Origin of the sequence: Saccharibacillus sp. WB 17 (assembly GCF_008634075.2) — a bacterium.
In the GTDB taxonomy this organism is placed as follows: Bacteria; Bacillota; Bacilli; order Paenibacillales; family Paenibacillaceae; genus Saccharibacillus; species Saccharibacillus brassicae.
This window is the reverse complement of record NZ_VPFK02000010.1, coordinates 55,055-69,868: the sequence shown is the minus strand read 5'-3', so window position 1 is coordinate 69,868 and position 14,814 is coordinate 55,055. Positions and strand designations below refer to the sequence as shown.

The following is a 14,814-nucleotide window of genomic DNA, read 5'->3' as shown; positions in this document are numbered from 1 at the left end:
TGCCGCGTTTACCACTCTTCAGAGTACCACTGATTGGGGGGAAGTACAATTGGTTTGTGGAGAAGGGAATCGGGATTTGAGCGTTCGGTCCGTGCACAGGAAGGCACAGCCCGACTGCGCGAACTGTGCTATAATGACGGCGTCGTTTGCGCGAGGCCGCATGGCCCTGCACGACAATCTGACTTTAGGACGGTTCATATGAAAAGCTTTTTGAATACGCTGGCAGAGCCAAGACGGTTAATGATTATGTTGGTCGGCAATATTTTTTTGGGTATGGGGATTAGCATTTTCAAGCTGTCCGGCTTGGGGAACGATCCTTTTAGCGGCATGGTGATGGCTCTTGCGGATACGAGCGGGATCGAGTATGCCCGATTTCTGATCCTGCTCAACCTGTCTTTGTTCGTGATCCAGCTGATCGCCGGAAGACGGTTTATCGGAATCGGCACCGTGGTCAACGCCGTATTTCTGGGCTACATCGTTACGTTTTTCTATAACATCTGGATCGACCTGCCCGGCGAACCCCAACTGCTATGGCAGCGCGTAATCACGGTAGCGGTTGGCGTCGTCATCTGCAGTTTTGGCGTGTCCCTGTATCAGACGTCCAACGTCGGCATCGCGCCTTACGATTGTCTGTCGCTGATCATGAGAGATCGCTTCCCGCGAGTCAGCTATTTCTGGCATCGCATGTTCACGGACGCTCTCTGCGCGCTGATCTGCTTCCTGTTCGGAGGCATCATCGGGCTGGGGACGCTGGTGTGCATGTTCGGACTCGGACCGATCATTCATTTTTTCAATGTGCATTTTACGGAAAAGATACTGGGTGACCGACGTAAAAGCGGCAAGTCAGTGAAAATGCGGACGGAGTGAAGGGATGTCGGCGACAAGAGGATGTCCGGCCTCCCCGCTGCATCAGAACTTTCTGCAACCCGTCAGGCCCTTTGTCGAAGGGAGGGTCGCTGCGGATGATCCGGTTATCGGTCTTTGAACCGTTCGATCGCGGCCTCGCTGACCGGCTCGAACAGATTAATCAGATTGCCGTCCGGATCGCGCAGCAGCATCGACCGGTTCCCCCACGGCATCGTCGTCGGTTCCTGCACCCATTGGCCGACCCACGGCTTGAGACGCGCATACTCCGCTTCGATGTCTGCTACACGAAGCTCGATGATCACCGTGCGATTGGAAGCTGCGACCGCGGAATCGGCTCCGAAGAGCTGCGCGGTCTGAGAGTGACCGATAGCCAGTGTGCCCGAAGGCATGACAATTTCGGCGAATACGGGCGCAGGCCGCTCCGCCGCGATTCCCGTGACCTTTTCATAAAATTCGGCCAGACCGTCTACATTGTCCGTGATGATGCGTACAGATGCGAAATTCATAAACCATCATCCTTTCTGCGATTTGCGTATAAGTTCGGCTGTTTGGCACAACCGTGGCACACTCTTTTTATCAATGAGTGAGGCGGGAACAGGTTAATCCTAAATAAACGCTACTGACAACATAATGTCAGTAGCGTTTTGAGGTTTTTGGATTTTTTGCTTACAAGAACAGAAAGGGCTCAGTGTCTTCAGGCTGTCGATTCTGCACGCCCCATTCGCACAGCTGTTCCAGTACCGGCAGCAGCGTCTGTCCTTTCGGCATCAACGAATACTCCACTTTGGGCGGAACCTGCGGATATTCTTTGCGCCGCACCAGCCCGTCGGCTTCCAATTCTTTGAGCTGTGCACTGAGCACTTTGTAAGTGACCGACCCAAGCTGCCGCTGCATCTCATTGAAACGAACCGGCTGATTGGCTGCCAACAGGTACAGAATCGCCATCTTCCACTTTCCGCCGATCACGGACATCGTATAGCCGAACGGCGTGTCCCCGATGACCGTCTCCTTCCCTTTCAAGTAAAGGGGCGCACAACAATGACAACTATTCAAACGTACAACCATACTCTCTGGGATCACGGGATTTCCCAAGGCTACCGCGCAGGCAGCACGCTGTACATCTCCGGACAGTTCGCGCATAATGCGGCAGGCGAATTTGTCGGAGCGGGCGATATTCAAGCGCAGATGCGGCAGACGCTGGAGAACCTGGATACGGTACTGCAGGAGTTTGGGGCAACCAAATCCAACCTGGCTTATGTCGAAATCTATCTGACTCATGCGCAGGAACACGGAGAGCGCGCAATCGAGATGTTCAAAGCATACGTCGCGGAACATCGTCCGGCAGGAAGCCTGATCGGCGTGACGTATCTGGCACTTCCGGAGCAGTGGGTGGAAGTAAGCGCAGTGGCGCATATCGATCAGTAAAAAGGCTTTTGCAATTCCGTTCCCTGATTGGCGGTTGGAACAAGGATCACCGCTTTCCCGTCGGCGGAAGCAATCAACTTATCTCTCAAATGAGTAGGAGTCGAGGATCGTTCTGCGATTAACTTCCCGTCCTGCGCCAGAAAAGACTGCTTGTTTTTTTCCGTATCGGTAAGCAGAAGCCGTCCGGCAAAATAACTGGAAGACCAATTGGAGTCCGATTGCGTAAAGGTACGTTTGAGGCTCTTCGTCATCTGACCCGTGTGCAGATCGTACCGGGCATACAGGATTTGCGGCGTATTCGTCTCTATGCCGAGCGGGGTGCCGCTGATGCTGGAAGTGTTCACGACCAGAGCCGTGCCTTCTGTGACGAAGCTGCTTCTTGCATTCGATCCCGGCGTAATCAACTTGAGCTGTCGTGTCGTTACATTCATGATTTTATAATATTCTTTGGTCTGCCCAAGACTCATTCCGTTCACCTTCGCGATCACATAAGGGAATTGAAATTGAACGTCCTGCACAATCGCATTTTCGTGTTTTTGATCTTCGCTCGTGGCCAGGGACAGGCTTTGAACCGGCTTTTTCCAAGGATATTGATACAGGGACAGCTGCTGCCCATCCGTAACGGCAATACTTTCTTTGGCCGCGGCCCCGGCAGCAGACCATTGAATTTGCGATGCGTCCGTTTTCTTGATCCCCGGCAAGTTTTGTGTGCTCACCACTTTGCCTGCCGTAGTGAACACTTGTTTCTGAAGCTGTCTGCCCGAGTCGGTAAGAACCACGATTTTCCCCGAGCCCAAAAGCACTTCGCAGTCGTACACAGCGCCAAACTTCTTCGTCCATTCAACTTTGCCGGTGTGGACATCGAAAAGCTGCACCTGCTTGAACTCTTTGTCTACGAATAGCGTCTTGGTGTCGTTCACGAATAACGCCTGGACTTCCGAACTTAACAACCGATCCGAAGAGGAGACGAGCGCTTGCGCGGGAAGATTGGCTGCAGGCGACACAACGAATCCAACAATCAACAACAGGCACACCAGAAATTTATTCTTTTGCTTTTTCATTTTACGGCCTCCTTGAATAGAGAATAAGAAGAGGCTGGACCAAATTGATCCAGCCTCTATCGTTTTTTATTCAGGAATATAAGGAAGATCCAGCATCTTAGGCACGTTGATCACATGCGGCTCGGTATACGTGCGAATGCCTTCCACGCCGTATTCGCGGCCGATCCCGGACTGCTTGAAGCCTCCGAACGGGAAGCGGACGTCCAGTCCCTGCACGGCAGCCGTATTGATCATCGTCGTTCCGGCTTCGAGTTGACGCGCAACGGAGATCGCTTGTTCTTCGATCCCCCATACGGAACTCGTCAATCCGTAGATGCTCTCGTTATGGAGACGAATGACCTGCTCTTCGTCGTCGAACGGCAGAATCGGAACGGTAGGTCCGAACTGTTCTTCCACGACGATCCGGTCATGCACGTCGCAGTCCAACACAAGCGTCGGCTGGAGGTAATACCCCTGGTCGAACACCTGCTGATCCAGAATCCGGCCGAGCGGAATGACTTTGGCTCCACGCTGCTTGGCGTCTTCGACCAAACCCAGCACGTACTCTTTCTGCTTCACGTTATTGAGCGGGCCTACCGTCGTATCGGGATCGAACGGATCGCCGATCCGGATCCAGCGATTGGCCGCCTCGATATATTTTTCCACAAAAGCTTCATAGATCGAACGGTGCACATACACGCGTTTGGCGATCATGCAGATCTGACCCGTCGTCAGGAAATTGGACACGACGATCCGGCGCATGGCGCGTTCATCGTTCACGTCGAAGCTGTCCAGGAAAATCGCCGCATCGTTGCCGCCAAGCTCCAGCGTCATATCCTTAATCGTCTCCGAAGCCGCCCGGATAATATGCTTGGCCGTTTCGGTCCCGCCGGTAAAAGCGATTTTGGCCACATGAGGATTCGTCGTCAGTTCAACGCCCACATCCGCACCGCCATGAACCACGTTGATCACGCCGGCCGGGAACTCGCTCGCGATGATCTCCGCCACTTTCGCTGCCGCGAGCGGCGCATACGGACTCGGCTTCAGCACGATCGCGTTGCCCGCCAGCAGAGCAGGAGCAATCTTGATCGTGGACAGCGCAATCGGATAGTTCCACGGACTGATCGCGGCCACGACGCCGATCGGATCGTAAGCAAGAATCGTTTTGCCGTTCTCATGCTCGGTGACCTCTTCTTGCAGAGCCGACGCCGCTTCCTTGCAGGCAAACTCCATCCACATCAACGAGACGTAAATCTCGCCGTGCGCATCGTACAGCGGCTTGCCGTGCTCCCTGGACAGCAAATGCACGATTTCGTTCTCGGCGGCCCGGATCTTCTCGATCGCTCTGCGCATTCTCGTTACGCGTTCTTCGATGCCGGTCTTCTTCCACGTCTGAAAAGCTCCGGCTGCCGCTTCGATCGCTTCGACGGCTTGTTCCTTCGTGGTGACCGGGAAGTAACCGACGATCTCTGCCGGGTCGGTCGGATTTTCTTTGGCGGACTGCGAAAAGGATGTGACAGATTGACCGTTAATAAGCGCTTCAACGGTAACCGGTTCCTGGCCTGCTTGAATGGTCATGGTAGATTCCCCCGTGAGTGAGTTGGATGAGACGATCTTACTGCCAAACTTCTTCCGCGATTTCCTTCACGTAACGAAGCTTCCGCCACTGCTGTTCTTCCGTCAAAATATTGCCTTCTTCCGTGGACGAGAATCCGCACTGCGGGCTCAAGCACAGCTGCTCCAGAGGAACATAGGTGGCCGCCTCGGCAATCCGGGCTTTGATCTGTTCTTTGTTTTCCAACTGTCCCGTTTTGGAAGTGAGCAGACCGAGCACGATTTTCAAATCTTTGCGATTCACATGCTTCAACGACTCGAAACTGCCGGAGCGCTCGTCATCAAATTCCAAAAACAATCCGTCCACGTCCAAGCCGCCGAAGATTACCTCGGAAGCGTAATCGTAACCGCCTGTCGAGAAAAAGTTGGATTTGTAGTTGCCGCGGCAAATATGCATCGTTACGACCAAATCAGCCGGTTTGTGCGCCAAAGATTCGTTGATCATGCGCTGCATCGTCTTCAACTCTTCCGCCGGTTCCAGCCCTTTGGCGCGCAGCTTGTCATGGCCGGCTTCCGAGAACAGATCCGCCCAGGCCGTATCGTCCAACTGGAGGTAGCGGCAGCCCGCGTCGTAGAACGCCTGAATCGCTTTTTGATACGCCGCGATCGTGTCCTGCAGAAAAGCCTCGCGGTCCGTATACACATTGGCACCGTTCTCCAAGCGATACAGCAGCATGTTCGGACTCGGAATAGTCTGCTTCGCCACCGCGTCGCCCGCATGCTTCTGTACGAACTTGAAATCTTCCAAGAAAGGATGCGCCGAGAAATCGACCTTGCCGACAACGCGAATCCCGCCTTTGCGCGTCTGCATATTGTGGAACTTCGGACCGTCTATTTGCTCGTACAGCTCGACGCCGTCTAGCCCGCCCAGGAAGTCGAAATGCCACCAGCTTCTGCGCAGTTCGCCATCCGTAACCGCCAGCACGCCGTTTTCCTTCTGCTTTTCAATGATCCGAATAATCTCCCGATCTTCCACAGCTCTCAATGCCTCATGCGTGAGTTCGCCCGATTTGTACTGTTCGCGTGCCTGAGTTAAGTCGGCAGGACGTAAAAAGCTGCCTACGTGATCATGTCGAAAAGGTATCATATCTGTTGCTCCTTCTGCCTGTTTGTTGTAACGAGTATACCATGAGGGGAAGGGATTTTGGTCATATGAAAAAAGCATGTCTGGTCATATGGTTGGGTGATAGCTGGGGGGTTTAGATTCGATGATTCTTCTCTGGCGGTCTATACGAAAACATGTGAATGGGGAACGATATTACATACTGTATGATTAGTACGGCCAGTTTTCCAATACGGGGAGGTTTGCTTGGCGATCAAAAAGCATGCGGGCTGATGATGCGGAATATGAGGAGGAAATGCTGAATAAGCGACTGTTCGAGGAGCTGGCGGAACAGAAGAAGGTTTTAGTTAGACAGAAAGAAGCGATTGAGGATGTGGCGGAGCAGCGGGCAACCGGAAGCGTGAATATCGCATATGTAAGAGGCATGCTGGAGAGTTCACGAGGCTGTCGAACCCGATGGGTGATGAGCGGAAGAAGTAGTTGGCGCATATGTTGATTAGAGAAGTTTCGGTGACTAAAGAGCGAAAAATTGATACAATAAAGCTAATATTATAGTTGAATTTTTAGTTATTTGAATGTGAGAAATCAATGAAAGAGAGGACACAGCATTATGTATTCTCATGAAATTGAAAGTATAAAACAGCATTATACAGAGCAAGAATTAGTAGAGAAAATAGAATTAATCATGAGAGAAGCTTTAGATAATTCTACTGTAATTTTACGCGAAGTCGACTGTTGGCAAGGCAGAGCAGACTTAGTTAAGGCTAATTTAAAAAGCGATTATGAAAATTTAGATATGCATCAAATAGAGTTATTAAAACACTATACTTGCTCGAATATTATCTCTTTATTGCATAAAAAGGCCCCACGTACTGAAGAATATTTGCAAAAAGCACTTGGACTTAGCTCTCGTACTTTAAAGAAATGGCTTATTTCTTTAGAAAAAAATCAGATTGCATGTAAAAACTCATATGGAAGCTATTTAATTTCAGACGAGTTTTCTTTACCCAATGCTGAACTTTATGCTTATGAAGTTAAGCTTCACAATTGGAAAAGAGCTTTATATCAAGCTAACCAGTATAAAGGCTTTTCTAATTTCTCTTTTGTAGTAATGCCTAAGAAAAATATAAATGCTGCTCTAGCAAATATCGAAGCGTTTTATGCAAACAACATAGGCCTAATTCAAATTGATGAACTAGGCCTAGAAGAAATATTATTCAAACCAAAAAAGATACAACCAAGAAAGAAGTCTTATAATTTGATTGGAATTGCTTTAGCAATAGAAGAAAAAAGACGTTCAGCAGTTAAACATTAGCCTGAATTCTAAAATTAGTGATTGCTTCTTCCCAAACTGAAAGGTGCATCTCACTCGAACTAACTTCCAGTGGGACATATCTTTGATTCATCAAAACATAAAGTCCCTGAGCGTTTACGATAGCTGACATTAAAGTATCTAATCTACTGGTTACATCTGAATATGGCGTAATAATAGAGTCTATCGCATTTTTAAGTGCTTCCCAATGTTGCATATGTCCACCATCTTTATCCCAAAGGGCAGATGAAGGATATGTTGCTTGGGTAATTCTACTATCATAACTAGTATTGGACATAATTCTAGGTAATAATCCTGTGACATCAGAAACCGAATCTAATTCAGTTAAAAGTAATGTATTAAATAAAGGCCAACAGGAGTATCTATGTCTGGGTTGCCTTCCTCCAGTTGAAGGCAATACTCTTTGTTGTACTGTAAATCTACGGAGCCCATTATGCCATCCAGTGGCGATAGAATATGCTCCTACTGATAGATACATGATTCCTACAAAATCAGAGTAACCCATTATAACCTTATACATGTTAATCTCAGAAAGAGAATATATAAAAGTCAAAATATTGGTTAAAGTACTTGGGGTATCAAAATTTTGATTATACGCCGTGCTGTTACGAGAAATTGTTACATAGAACCCGTGTACATCTAGAACAGATATCTCATTCAAGAATTGATTCAACTGTGCCAAATCACTAAAGGCATTCTCACTAATTAATAAGGATATGAGAAGCTCTTTTCCATTACCTAATGTACTATTGTAATCGATTGCTTCCTGGGCCATATTTAAAACAATTTGTGTTTCCCTATCTGTAAAGCTATTGATAAGTATGCAAGGGGACACGAGATATGTAGTATCTAAACTTTCTTGATAATCCATAACTCTTTCTACTAACGGTTGTAGCTGTCTCCCTCTAAAAGAGGATAATGACAAATGTCCTGGATAGTAAGGGTATGTAGTTAAATTTCTATCGTTCGCATTTACGAAGGGTACATGATAAAACTGAGGATCTAGCATAACCTCGGCACTCGGGTGATTTAAATGTATTGCTTGTACACAGGATCGCAGGTTGCTTTCTGATTCGTCCTTAGGACTTAACACTACTCCTGAAATAAAGCCCCCAGACATAGCTCTATCAATTTTTGTGCTTTTTCCATAACCATGTTGAGCAAAAAGCATGCTAAATCTCCCCTTTTACTTTAATCAGTTCCTTTTTTAAAATCTCAATATTTCTGTAACGTAAATGAGGTTGCTTAGCAAGCAATCTCATCACTATCTTATTTAAGTTCGGTGGTATAGAATCAACTTTATTTCTGAGCTGCTGAGGCGTAGCATTAATGATTCCACCCAAAAGCTCTGATACGTTCATCCCTCTCTGATAAAATGGATGTTCTCCAGAAATCGCTTCATACAAGACTATGCCTAAAAGAAACAAGTCTGACCTAAAATCTAGCTTTCTACTAGGACTGCTTAATTGCTCTGGCGACATATAGAGCCTAGTGCCTACTGGACCGAAAGATGTTAGAGACTCAGCATTTAAGTCAAAAGCAATTCCCGCATCTAAGAGTACATGGTGTCCATCTATGTGTCTGATAATATTTTGGGGCTTGATATCACGATGAATCATTCCTATTCCCCACAAATTTTCTATGGCGGTAGTCATGTCTAAAGCAAGAGTGAGCGCTTGTTCCAATTGAAGTGGTCCTGTATTTAAAACCTTGTCCAGGGTTGTGCCTTCAACAAATTCCTCTGTAAAATACAGTAACTGTTCGCCTTTAACCTGAATTTCACTCATTTTTATCGGACCTAACTTCACCAAATTAACACTAGAACACTTGTCCATAATTTCAATTTCTCTTTTTGCTCTAGCGATTATATCCTCTTTAAGCGATGAATCTTCGGTCATATCCTCTTTGATCTTAATAAACTTAATGACATAGGGTTTACCGTCGATGCAGCATGAAAAAACCACTTTTTGTCCGCCTCTATCTAAAAATTCAACTTGTTCTACCTCAGATATACTAAGTTGTACATCCTCTGCAGTTAGTCTCGGTGTTTCCATGCCCATCCTCCTATACTTTCGTCATTTTTATCTTTAAGAAAGTGACCTAAAGCTTATTTGTAAACCAAATTATACCTTAATACCTATGCATCTCACAAGCTTAGTATAGTATAAACATCTCTTGTATGAATTAACTACTTTTATTTCTGCGTTGCTGTTACTTATGATAAATTTCCCTCGCTGGGTATTTCGGCAACGAAAAAAGCCACTTTTTATAAGTGGCTTTTTTCGTTGCTCCCGAAAGTCTAAGTGCGTTCAGATTCACATGCGTGACAGTAAGATCGTCTTCCTTTAGGGAGATTTCGAGTTTCCACAAAAACCCCATGACAATTTGGACATTGTACTGCATTTCCTTCCATTATATCTTTAACATGATCTTGCAAATAAAGTGCTGGGATTTCAAAATCTTCTTGCTGATAAGAATATGAAGACTGCCTATGTTCTGCTTTTAGTTCATCAGGATGGGTAGTAACGATCATAATTTTTTTGCTAAACTCAGGATAAGCAATTTTTATAGCGGGTAAGATATCTGCATCACCTGCAATAACTACATGAATTTCTTCACTTTTTGTTATAGCAGATTTCACTAATAAAGCTACTACAGTAGTATCTACTTGTTTCTCTTGGAAAGTGCCATTAGACAACTTTTGTACCATCCAAGCTTTTAAGTTAGGTGTTAGTACAGAGCTACTTTCAAATCCAGAATTTATTGCTCTTTCAGCGAATCGCTTTCTAGCATGACTATTTGTTCTTGTTTTTTTTACATCTTCTGGTCTCAAAATATAGTTGTTAGCTTTGTTACTTCCGTCTATCTCCCATACCTTTTTATTTTTCCAAGTATCTAAGTCAGTAGGAAGTTGAAGAACCGATATGCAACAGTGTCGTTCTCCAAATCCATTACAGTCCCCATGACCATTATCTTTCACATGCTTCAAAATAAGATTGCTCAGTTTATTAAAATCTATGACGATAGGTCTCTGGCTTTCACTAGCTATCCTGGCCTTTTTTAAAACTTTGTCTTGAACTTTAAATAACCATGTACCGTCTATGAATATGTTAACTTTCAACCAATTCACCTCTGTTTTTTACAAATCATATCATGCCATAAAAAGCCACGTAAGTGGTTTTTTTGTTTACCTTTGCTTTGTGTTATGAAAAAAAACAACCTGAGGGCCGCTGATCCAAAAATCAGCTCTCAGGATGTGAAAAAATGTCCTTTAATATGGATGCTTACGAAAAGCTCGTCGAATAGGAAGACCACCTCATCAAACGTGTCTGGACCTGTAAGGAGATCAGAAATACGATCTTATATATGCTTTTTCCGACGTGGAGAAGCCATCAGCCTCTCGACCTGCCGAGATATCTTAAAGGCAATTTAGAAGATAAGATCCACAGGGATTCCAAAAAATTTACTTACCCGTGGCTTGGAGAAAACGATGCTCTCCTATGAACATTCTAAGAAGCAGCGTGAACGGGAGCCAATCAAAGAATAAATGGTTGCTGTAGGATACTCGTTCAGTCGTCTGTTTAGAAGTAATATTATGTATTATAAACCTAAATCTTATTTTCTTTATCTTAGATTTTGAACAATTTCTGTTCTTGTACTAACTTCATTAGATACTGATTGAACGTTGAGTCTTCTTTTGTATGGATCAAAGCGCAATCTTGCTCTTATCCACTTCTCTTACTGTATACAATTCCACGATAACCTCCATCATCTCAGAACTCGTTGCTCTTTTTTAACGTTTACTCTCTTTTGAATCTTTTGTAATTTTGGATTTTTTAAACTTTAATGTTGAACTAATCCTTCGTTATGTTGGATTTCGTCTCCATTATATTGTACTTTTCTTTCACTATGTTGGTTCTCTTCTTCCTTATGTTGTACGATCTCTTCACTATGTGGAGTATCATCTGTACCAACGAGCTAAATCAAGAAGGCCATCGGGCGAAGCGAAAAAAGCCGTTCTCCATGACGGCCATCAAGAACATTGTGACCAACCCCATGTTCGTGGTAAAGATCCGCTATAATCGCTACGAGAATTGATCCGAAAAACGCTAGTGGAGCCAGAGCAATAACGAGATCATCGCGGAAGGACTGCACCCGGCGATCATTTCCGAAGAGTTGTGGGAGAAAGTCCAGCTCCTTCAACAAAAAAAATCTAAGATGCCTCAGAAGCGCTTTGAAGGCGAATACCTATTGACCGGACTCATCCGCTGCCCCGAATGCGGGGCGGCGATGACCGCCAGCCGAACGGTTAACAAGATGAAAGACGGAACCAAAGTGACTCGTATGTATTACTCGTGTAGCCGGTTTCGTAGTCAAGGAAGTTCTGTTTGCCACGCCAATAGTGTTCGCAAGCTGGAAGCAGAGCAAGCGGTGACTGATCGGATTCGTAGCGTCGTCGAGAACCCTTCGATTTTGAAGGCGATTGTTCAGAGAGTGAATGAGCAAAGGACTCAGCAGTCTAAACCGGCGCTGACTGAACTCACAACTGTAAAGTCTCGCATTGAGAAACTGGAAGAGAAGAAACGGAAGTACCTGGAGCTTTACGAGATGGATGAGATTGATCGGGCGCTGTTTAGTGAACGCCTTAGAGAACTTAATGAGGAGCTGGATGTAGAGCTGAGGCGAAGGTCGAAGCTGGAGGCGACGGTTCGAGAAGACCAGTCGGAGCCGGTCCCTTACGAATTTGTACGTTCCTTGATGGAGAGGTTTGAGGAGTTGCTACAACGATCGCCATTTACACAGCGAAAGACATTGCTTCACTTGATTGTGAAGCGAATTACTCTAGATGAGAGCAAACGGGTTGATAGAATCGAGTTAGCGTTTAATAAAGAAGCTCAGAAGCATTTTTTAAATGAAGCCCCTTCTGCTGATACAACAGCAGAAGGGGCTAATTTATATTTAAGGCAACAATCAGAGTATCAAAAAATCCAGCTAATAGTTTGAAATCCATACATGTTGGTTATGAACTAAAGCTTTAAAAGCTTGGAAACGTAAGGCTGAGAAGCATCAATGTATTGAGCTATTTCATTCTGAGTTTTACCTTCTTTATACATCTTTTTCGCCAAGTCAGCTAATTCTTTTTTCTTCTTGGTTTTCTTTACAGTAGTCAATGTGATAGACTCTGCTTCATCAAATGTAGTGTACTCCAAAGTCAAATTATCACTAGCTGTTTTTCTACTCAAGCTCAATTTATTACCTTTTTTAACAATATCCACATCTTCTCTGCTGATTAACTCGTTTAGAGTTAAATTCGCAAAACTATCAGGGAATAAATTGTTTTTCTTATTTACTTTTACCACGGCCGTTTCTTTGTTCATAATCTACCCCTTCTTTCTGGCTTTTAGGAATATAAATGATTATAACACATTTTCTTAAGAAGGATAGATTATTTTTCTGATTATTTGCTATTTATTCACCAAAATGATATCCTTTAATCACCATTTTTAATATGAGGGAGGAAATAAAATGAATGCTGATTTTAGACAAAAAGAGTTATCAAACTGGGAGACGCTTTTGAATCAACTTTTTCCAAGCGGTATTCCAGAAACGTTCGAGTGGACAAATAAAACAAAAATCATTGAAGTTCTCAATGGAATCGGTAACTCGGAAGCCTCCAATCACACCTTCTTCCCTTCCGGTGGAGGTTTAGATTTAAGCAGTGCTAAGGAATCTAACGAACAAGGATGCATCGAAGTAAAGTTCGATAGTCTTTCACATATCCTTAAAATTTATAGTCTAAGATTTCAATCTTTTCCCGGATCGCCATTAGAATGGGCTCACTTCCGTATAATCACATCTTCTTTAGACGCTAGTGGCGTATATGAAAATCTTAGCCGTGATTCGGAAGAACTTACGGAAATCACTCCTGGAAGTTATATTAACCGAAGCTATTCTGAGCATGGTGAGTACAACGGAAAGCCATTACCTAGAACAGCTCGTACTGTAGTGAGAGTATTAGGTGGAGACTTTGTAATTTTCTCAAAAGGCTCCTTGTATAACGCTAATTCAAGTACTTATGATGGTAGACACAATAATCTTGGAGACCAAGGGTTTACCAAACATTTGAAAGATGTAATTAAGCATCTTGAAGAAAAAGATTAAGTTAATAGTTGTGATAGATAGTATAGCCCTGAGAATTCGAGGGCTATACTGCTGTGACAATCTTTAAATTCCAACTAAGGTTTTGTCTACTTTCGACTCTCATGTTGTACATTCTGAAATTTGCTCTACTTATGATACGGTTCCCCCCGATTAATCTTCACCGCCCGATACACCTGTTCCACCAGCACCAGACGCATCAGCTGGTGCGGCAGCGTCATGCGCCCGAAGCACAGCTTCTGCTGGGCGCGCTTCAGGACGTCGTCGCTGATGCCGTGGCTGCCGCCGATCACGAAGACGACGTGGCTGCTGCCGTAGGTGCCCAGTCGGTCGAGCTCGGAGGCCAGGTCCTCGGAACTCCACATCTTGCCGTCCAGCGCCAGAGCGATGACGTGGGCGTCGGGCTTGATGTGGCTCAGGATGCGCTCGCCTTCTTTGTCTTTCACGATCTTCACTTCCGCGTCGCTTAAGCTGTCAGGCGCTTTCTCGTCGGGCACTTCGACGATTTGCAGCTTGAGGTACGGCGTCAGCCGTTTGCTGTATTCCGCGATACCTTGAACGAGGTATTTTTCTTTTAACTTGCCGACTCCGATGATTTGAATGAACATAAGTCCTCCCGGTTTCCGTTCGTGATGTGATGCTTCCATTATACGATAGAGTGCGCCCGACAGCGCAAAAAAGACGGCACCCGCGCGTATCCGCCGGTCAGCCGTCTTTTCTTTTCCGATCTGTTCAGCTTTGAACGCCCATCCTGCTCAAGCGCCGCTTCCCTACGAGCCTTTGACTTCCAGCAGCTCGTAATGAATCGTGCCCATCGGGGCGTCGACGTTGATCTTCTCGCCGACTTTTTTGCCCATCAGCGCTTTGCCGAGCGGGCTTTCGTACGAGATCTTGCCGTCCACAACGTCCGCTTCGGCCGGTCCGACCACCTGGTATTCCAGCGTGTCGCCGAACTCGATGTCTTTGAGGACCACGTTCGAACCCACGCCGATAATGCCGGAACTGCCGCTGCTTGCCTCCGCGATCCGGGCTTTAATCAGCATTTTTTCCAAAATGATAATGCGCGTCTCCATGAAAGCCTGGTCGTTCTTGGCCGAATGGTACTCGCTGTTTTCCTTCAGGTCGCCGTAGCTGATCGCGAGCTTGATACGCGCCGCCAGCTCTTTGCGTTTCACGTATTTAAGGTCGTCGAGCTCCGCCTGGAGCTTGTCGAATCCTTCTTGGGTCAGTACTACCACTTCTTCGTCTGCCATGCTTTTGCTCACCCCACTCGAATAACTTCTCTCCCTAGTGTACCCTTTTTCGCGCCAACA

Annotated in this window: 17 protein-coding genes; 6 read left to right on the top strand and 11 right to left on the bottom strand. The window is 45.8% G+C overall.

What is annotated here, in order from left to right:
* Positions 1–240: 240 nt before the first annotated feature.
* Positions 241–867: a YczE/YyaS/YitT family protein gene (locus FTE24_RS03060; protein WP_237401604.1), complete on the top strand. Its 627-nt coding sequence runs from the start codon at positions 241–243 to the stop codon at positions 865–867.
* Positions 868–971: 104 nt separating this feature from the next.
* On the opposite strand, the gene FTE24_RS03055 is transcribed toward FTE24_RS03060, so the two are convergent.
* Together FTE24_RS03055 and FTE24_RS03050 are read right to left on the bottom strand one after the other, a co-directional pair.
* Entirely contained in the window at positions 972–1,373 is a 402-nt protein-coding gene (locus tag FTE24_RS03055; protein WP_150234346.1) for a VOC family protein, read from the bottom strand.
* 160 nt (positions 1,374–1,533) lie between these two features.
* Positions 1,534–1,839 (bottom strand): winged helix-turn-helix transcriptional regulator, encoded by a 306-nt coding sequence (locus tag FTE24_RS03050; protein ID WP_237401611.1) that lies wholly within the window; start codon positions 1,837–1,839, stop codon positions 1,534–1,536.
* Positions 1,840–1,905: 66 nt separating this feature from the next.
* On the opposite strand from FTE24_RS03050, the gene FTE24_RS03045 reads away from it, so the two are divergent.
* Positions 1,906–2,292 (top strand): RidA family protein, encoded by a 387-nt coding sequence (locus tag FTE24_RS03045; protein ID WP_150234350.1) that lies wholly within the window; start codon positions 1,906–1,908, stop codon positions 2,290–2,292.
* Here FTE24_RS03045 and FTE24_RS03040 read toward each other — a convergent pair.
* The 3 genes from FTE24_RS03040 to FTE24_RS03030 form a co-directional block, all read right to left on the bottom strand.
* Complete coding sequence (locus tag FTE24_RS03040; RefSeq protein WP_150234352.1) at positions 2,286–3,353, bottom strand: hypothetical protein; 1,068 nt, start codon at positions 3,351–3,353, stop codon at positions 2,286–2,288. The genes FTE24_RS03045 and FTE24_RS03040 overlap by 7 nt on opposite strands.
* A 66-nt stretch (positions 3,354–3,419) precedes the next feature.
* Positions 3,420–4,910 carry an aldehyde dehydrogenase family protein gene (locus FTE24_RS03035; protein WP_150234353.1) on the bottom strand — a complete coding sequence of 497 codons (1,491 nt, stop codon included), beginning with the start codon at positions 4,908–4,910 and terminating at the stop codon, positions 3,420–3,422.
* A 37-nt stretch (positions 4,911–4,947) separates the two neighbouring features.
* Complete coding sequence (locus tag FTE24_RS03030; RefSeq protein ID WP_150234355.1) at positions 4,948–6,033, bottom strand: 5-methyltetrahydropteroyltriglutamate--homocysteine S-methyltransferase; 1,086 nt, start codon at positions 6,031–6,033, stop codon at positions 4,948–4,950.
* 586 nt (positions 6,034–6,619) lie between these two features.
* On the opposite strand from FTE24_RS03030, the gene FTE24_RS03025 reads away from it, so the two are divergent.
* The gene (locus tag FTE24_RS03025; protein WP_150234357.1) at positions 6,620–7,324 is read left to right on the top strand and encodes a hypothetical protein; all 705 of its coding nucleotides are present in this window, start codon (positions 6,620–6,622) and stop codon (positions 7,322–7,324) included.
* Here FTE24_RS03025 and FTE24_RS03020 read toward each other — a convergent pair.
* From FTE24_RS03020 to FTE24_RS03010, 3 genes are all read right to left on the bottom strand, one after another.
* Entirely contained in the window at positions 7,314–8,513 is a 1,200-nt protein-coding gene (locus tag FTE24_RS03020; protein ID WP_150234359.1) for a hypothetical protein, read from the bottom strand. The genes FTE24_RS03025 and FTE24_RS03020 overlap by 11 nt on opposite strands.
* A gap of 1 nt (position 8,514) precedes the next feature.
* Positions 8,515–9,396, bottom strand: a complete 882-nt coding sequence (locus tag FTE24_RS03015) for a serine/threonine protein kinase (RefSeq protein ID WP_160441627.1) — start codon at positions 9,394–9,396, stop codon at positions 8,515–8,517.
* 245 nt (positions 9,397–9,641) lie between these two features.
* Positions 9,642–10,463 (bottom strand): NYN domain-containing protein, encoded by an 822-nt coding sequence (locus FTE24_RS03010; protein WP_150234363.1) that lies wholly within the window; start codon positions 10,461–10,463, stop codon positions 9,642–9,644.
* 746 nt (positions 10,464–11,209) lie between these two features.
* On the opposite strand from FTE24_RS03010, the gene FTE24_RS23545 reads away from it, so the two are divergent.
* Positions 11,210–11,440, top strand: a complete 231-nt coding sequence (locus FTE24_RS23545; RefSeq protein WP_150234365.1) for a recombinase family protein — start codon at positions 11,210–11,212, stop codon at positions 11,438–11,440.
* Positions 11,441–11,593: 153 nt separating this feature from the next.
* Positions 11,594–12,346 carry a zinc ribbon domain-containing protein gene (locus FTE24_RS03000; RefSeq protein WP_160441625.1) on the top strand — a complete coding sequence of 251 codons (753 nt, stop codon included), beginning with the start codon at positions 11,594–11,596 and terminating at the stop codon, positions 12,344–12,346.
* 23 nt (positions 12,347–12,369) lie between these two features.
* Here FTE24_RS03000 and FTE24_RS02995 read toward each other — a convergent pair whose 3' ends face one another.
* Complete coding sequence (locus tag FTE24_RS02995; RefSeq protein ID WP_150234369.1) at positions 12,370–12,720, bottom strand: hypothetical protein; 351 nt, start codon at positions 12,718–12,720, stop codon at positions 12,370–12,372.
* 148 nt (positions 12,721–12,868) lie between these two features.
* On the opposite strand from FTE24_RS02995, the gene FTE24_RS02990 reads away from it, so the two are divergent.
* Entirely contained in the window at positions 12,869–13,504 is a 636-nt protein-coding gene (locus FTE24_RS02990; protein WP_150234371.1) for a serine/threonine protein kinase, read from the top strand.
* A gap of 125 nt (positions 13,505–13,629) precedes the next feature.
* Here FTE24_RS02990 and rlmH read toward each other — a convergent pair whose 3' ends face one another.
* Positions 13,630–14,109, bottom strand: a complete 480-nt coding sequence (rlmH, locus tag FTE24_RS02985) for a 23S rRNA (pseudouridine(1915)-N(3))-methyltransferase RlmH (protein ID WP_141447774.1) — start codon at positions 14,107–14,109, stop codon at positions 13,630–13,632.
* Between the two features lie 162 nt (positions 14,110–14,271).
* Positions 14,272–14,754 carry a transcription elongation factor GreA gene (greA, locus tag FTE24_RS02980; protein WP_150234373.1) on the bottom strand — a complete coding sequence of 161 codons (483 nt, stop codon included), beginning with the start codon at positions 14,752–14,754 and terminating at the stop codon, positions 14,272–14,274.
* Between the last annotated feature and the right edge of the window lie 60 nt (positions 14,755–14,814).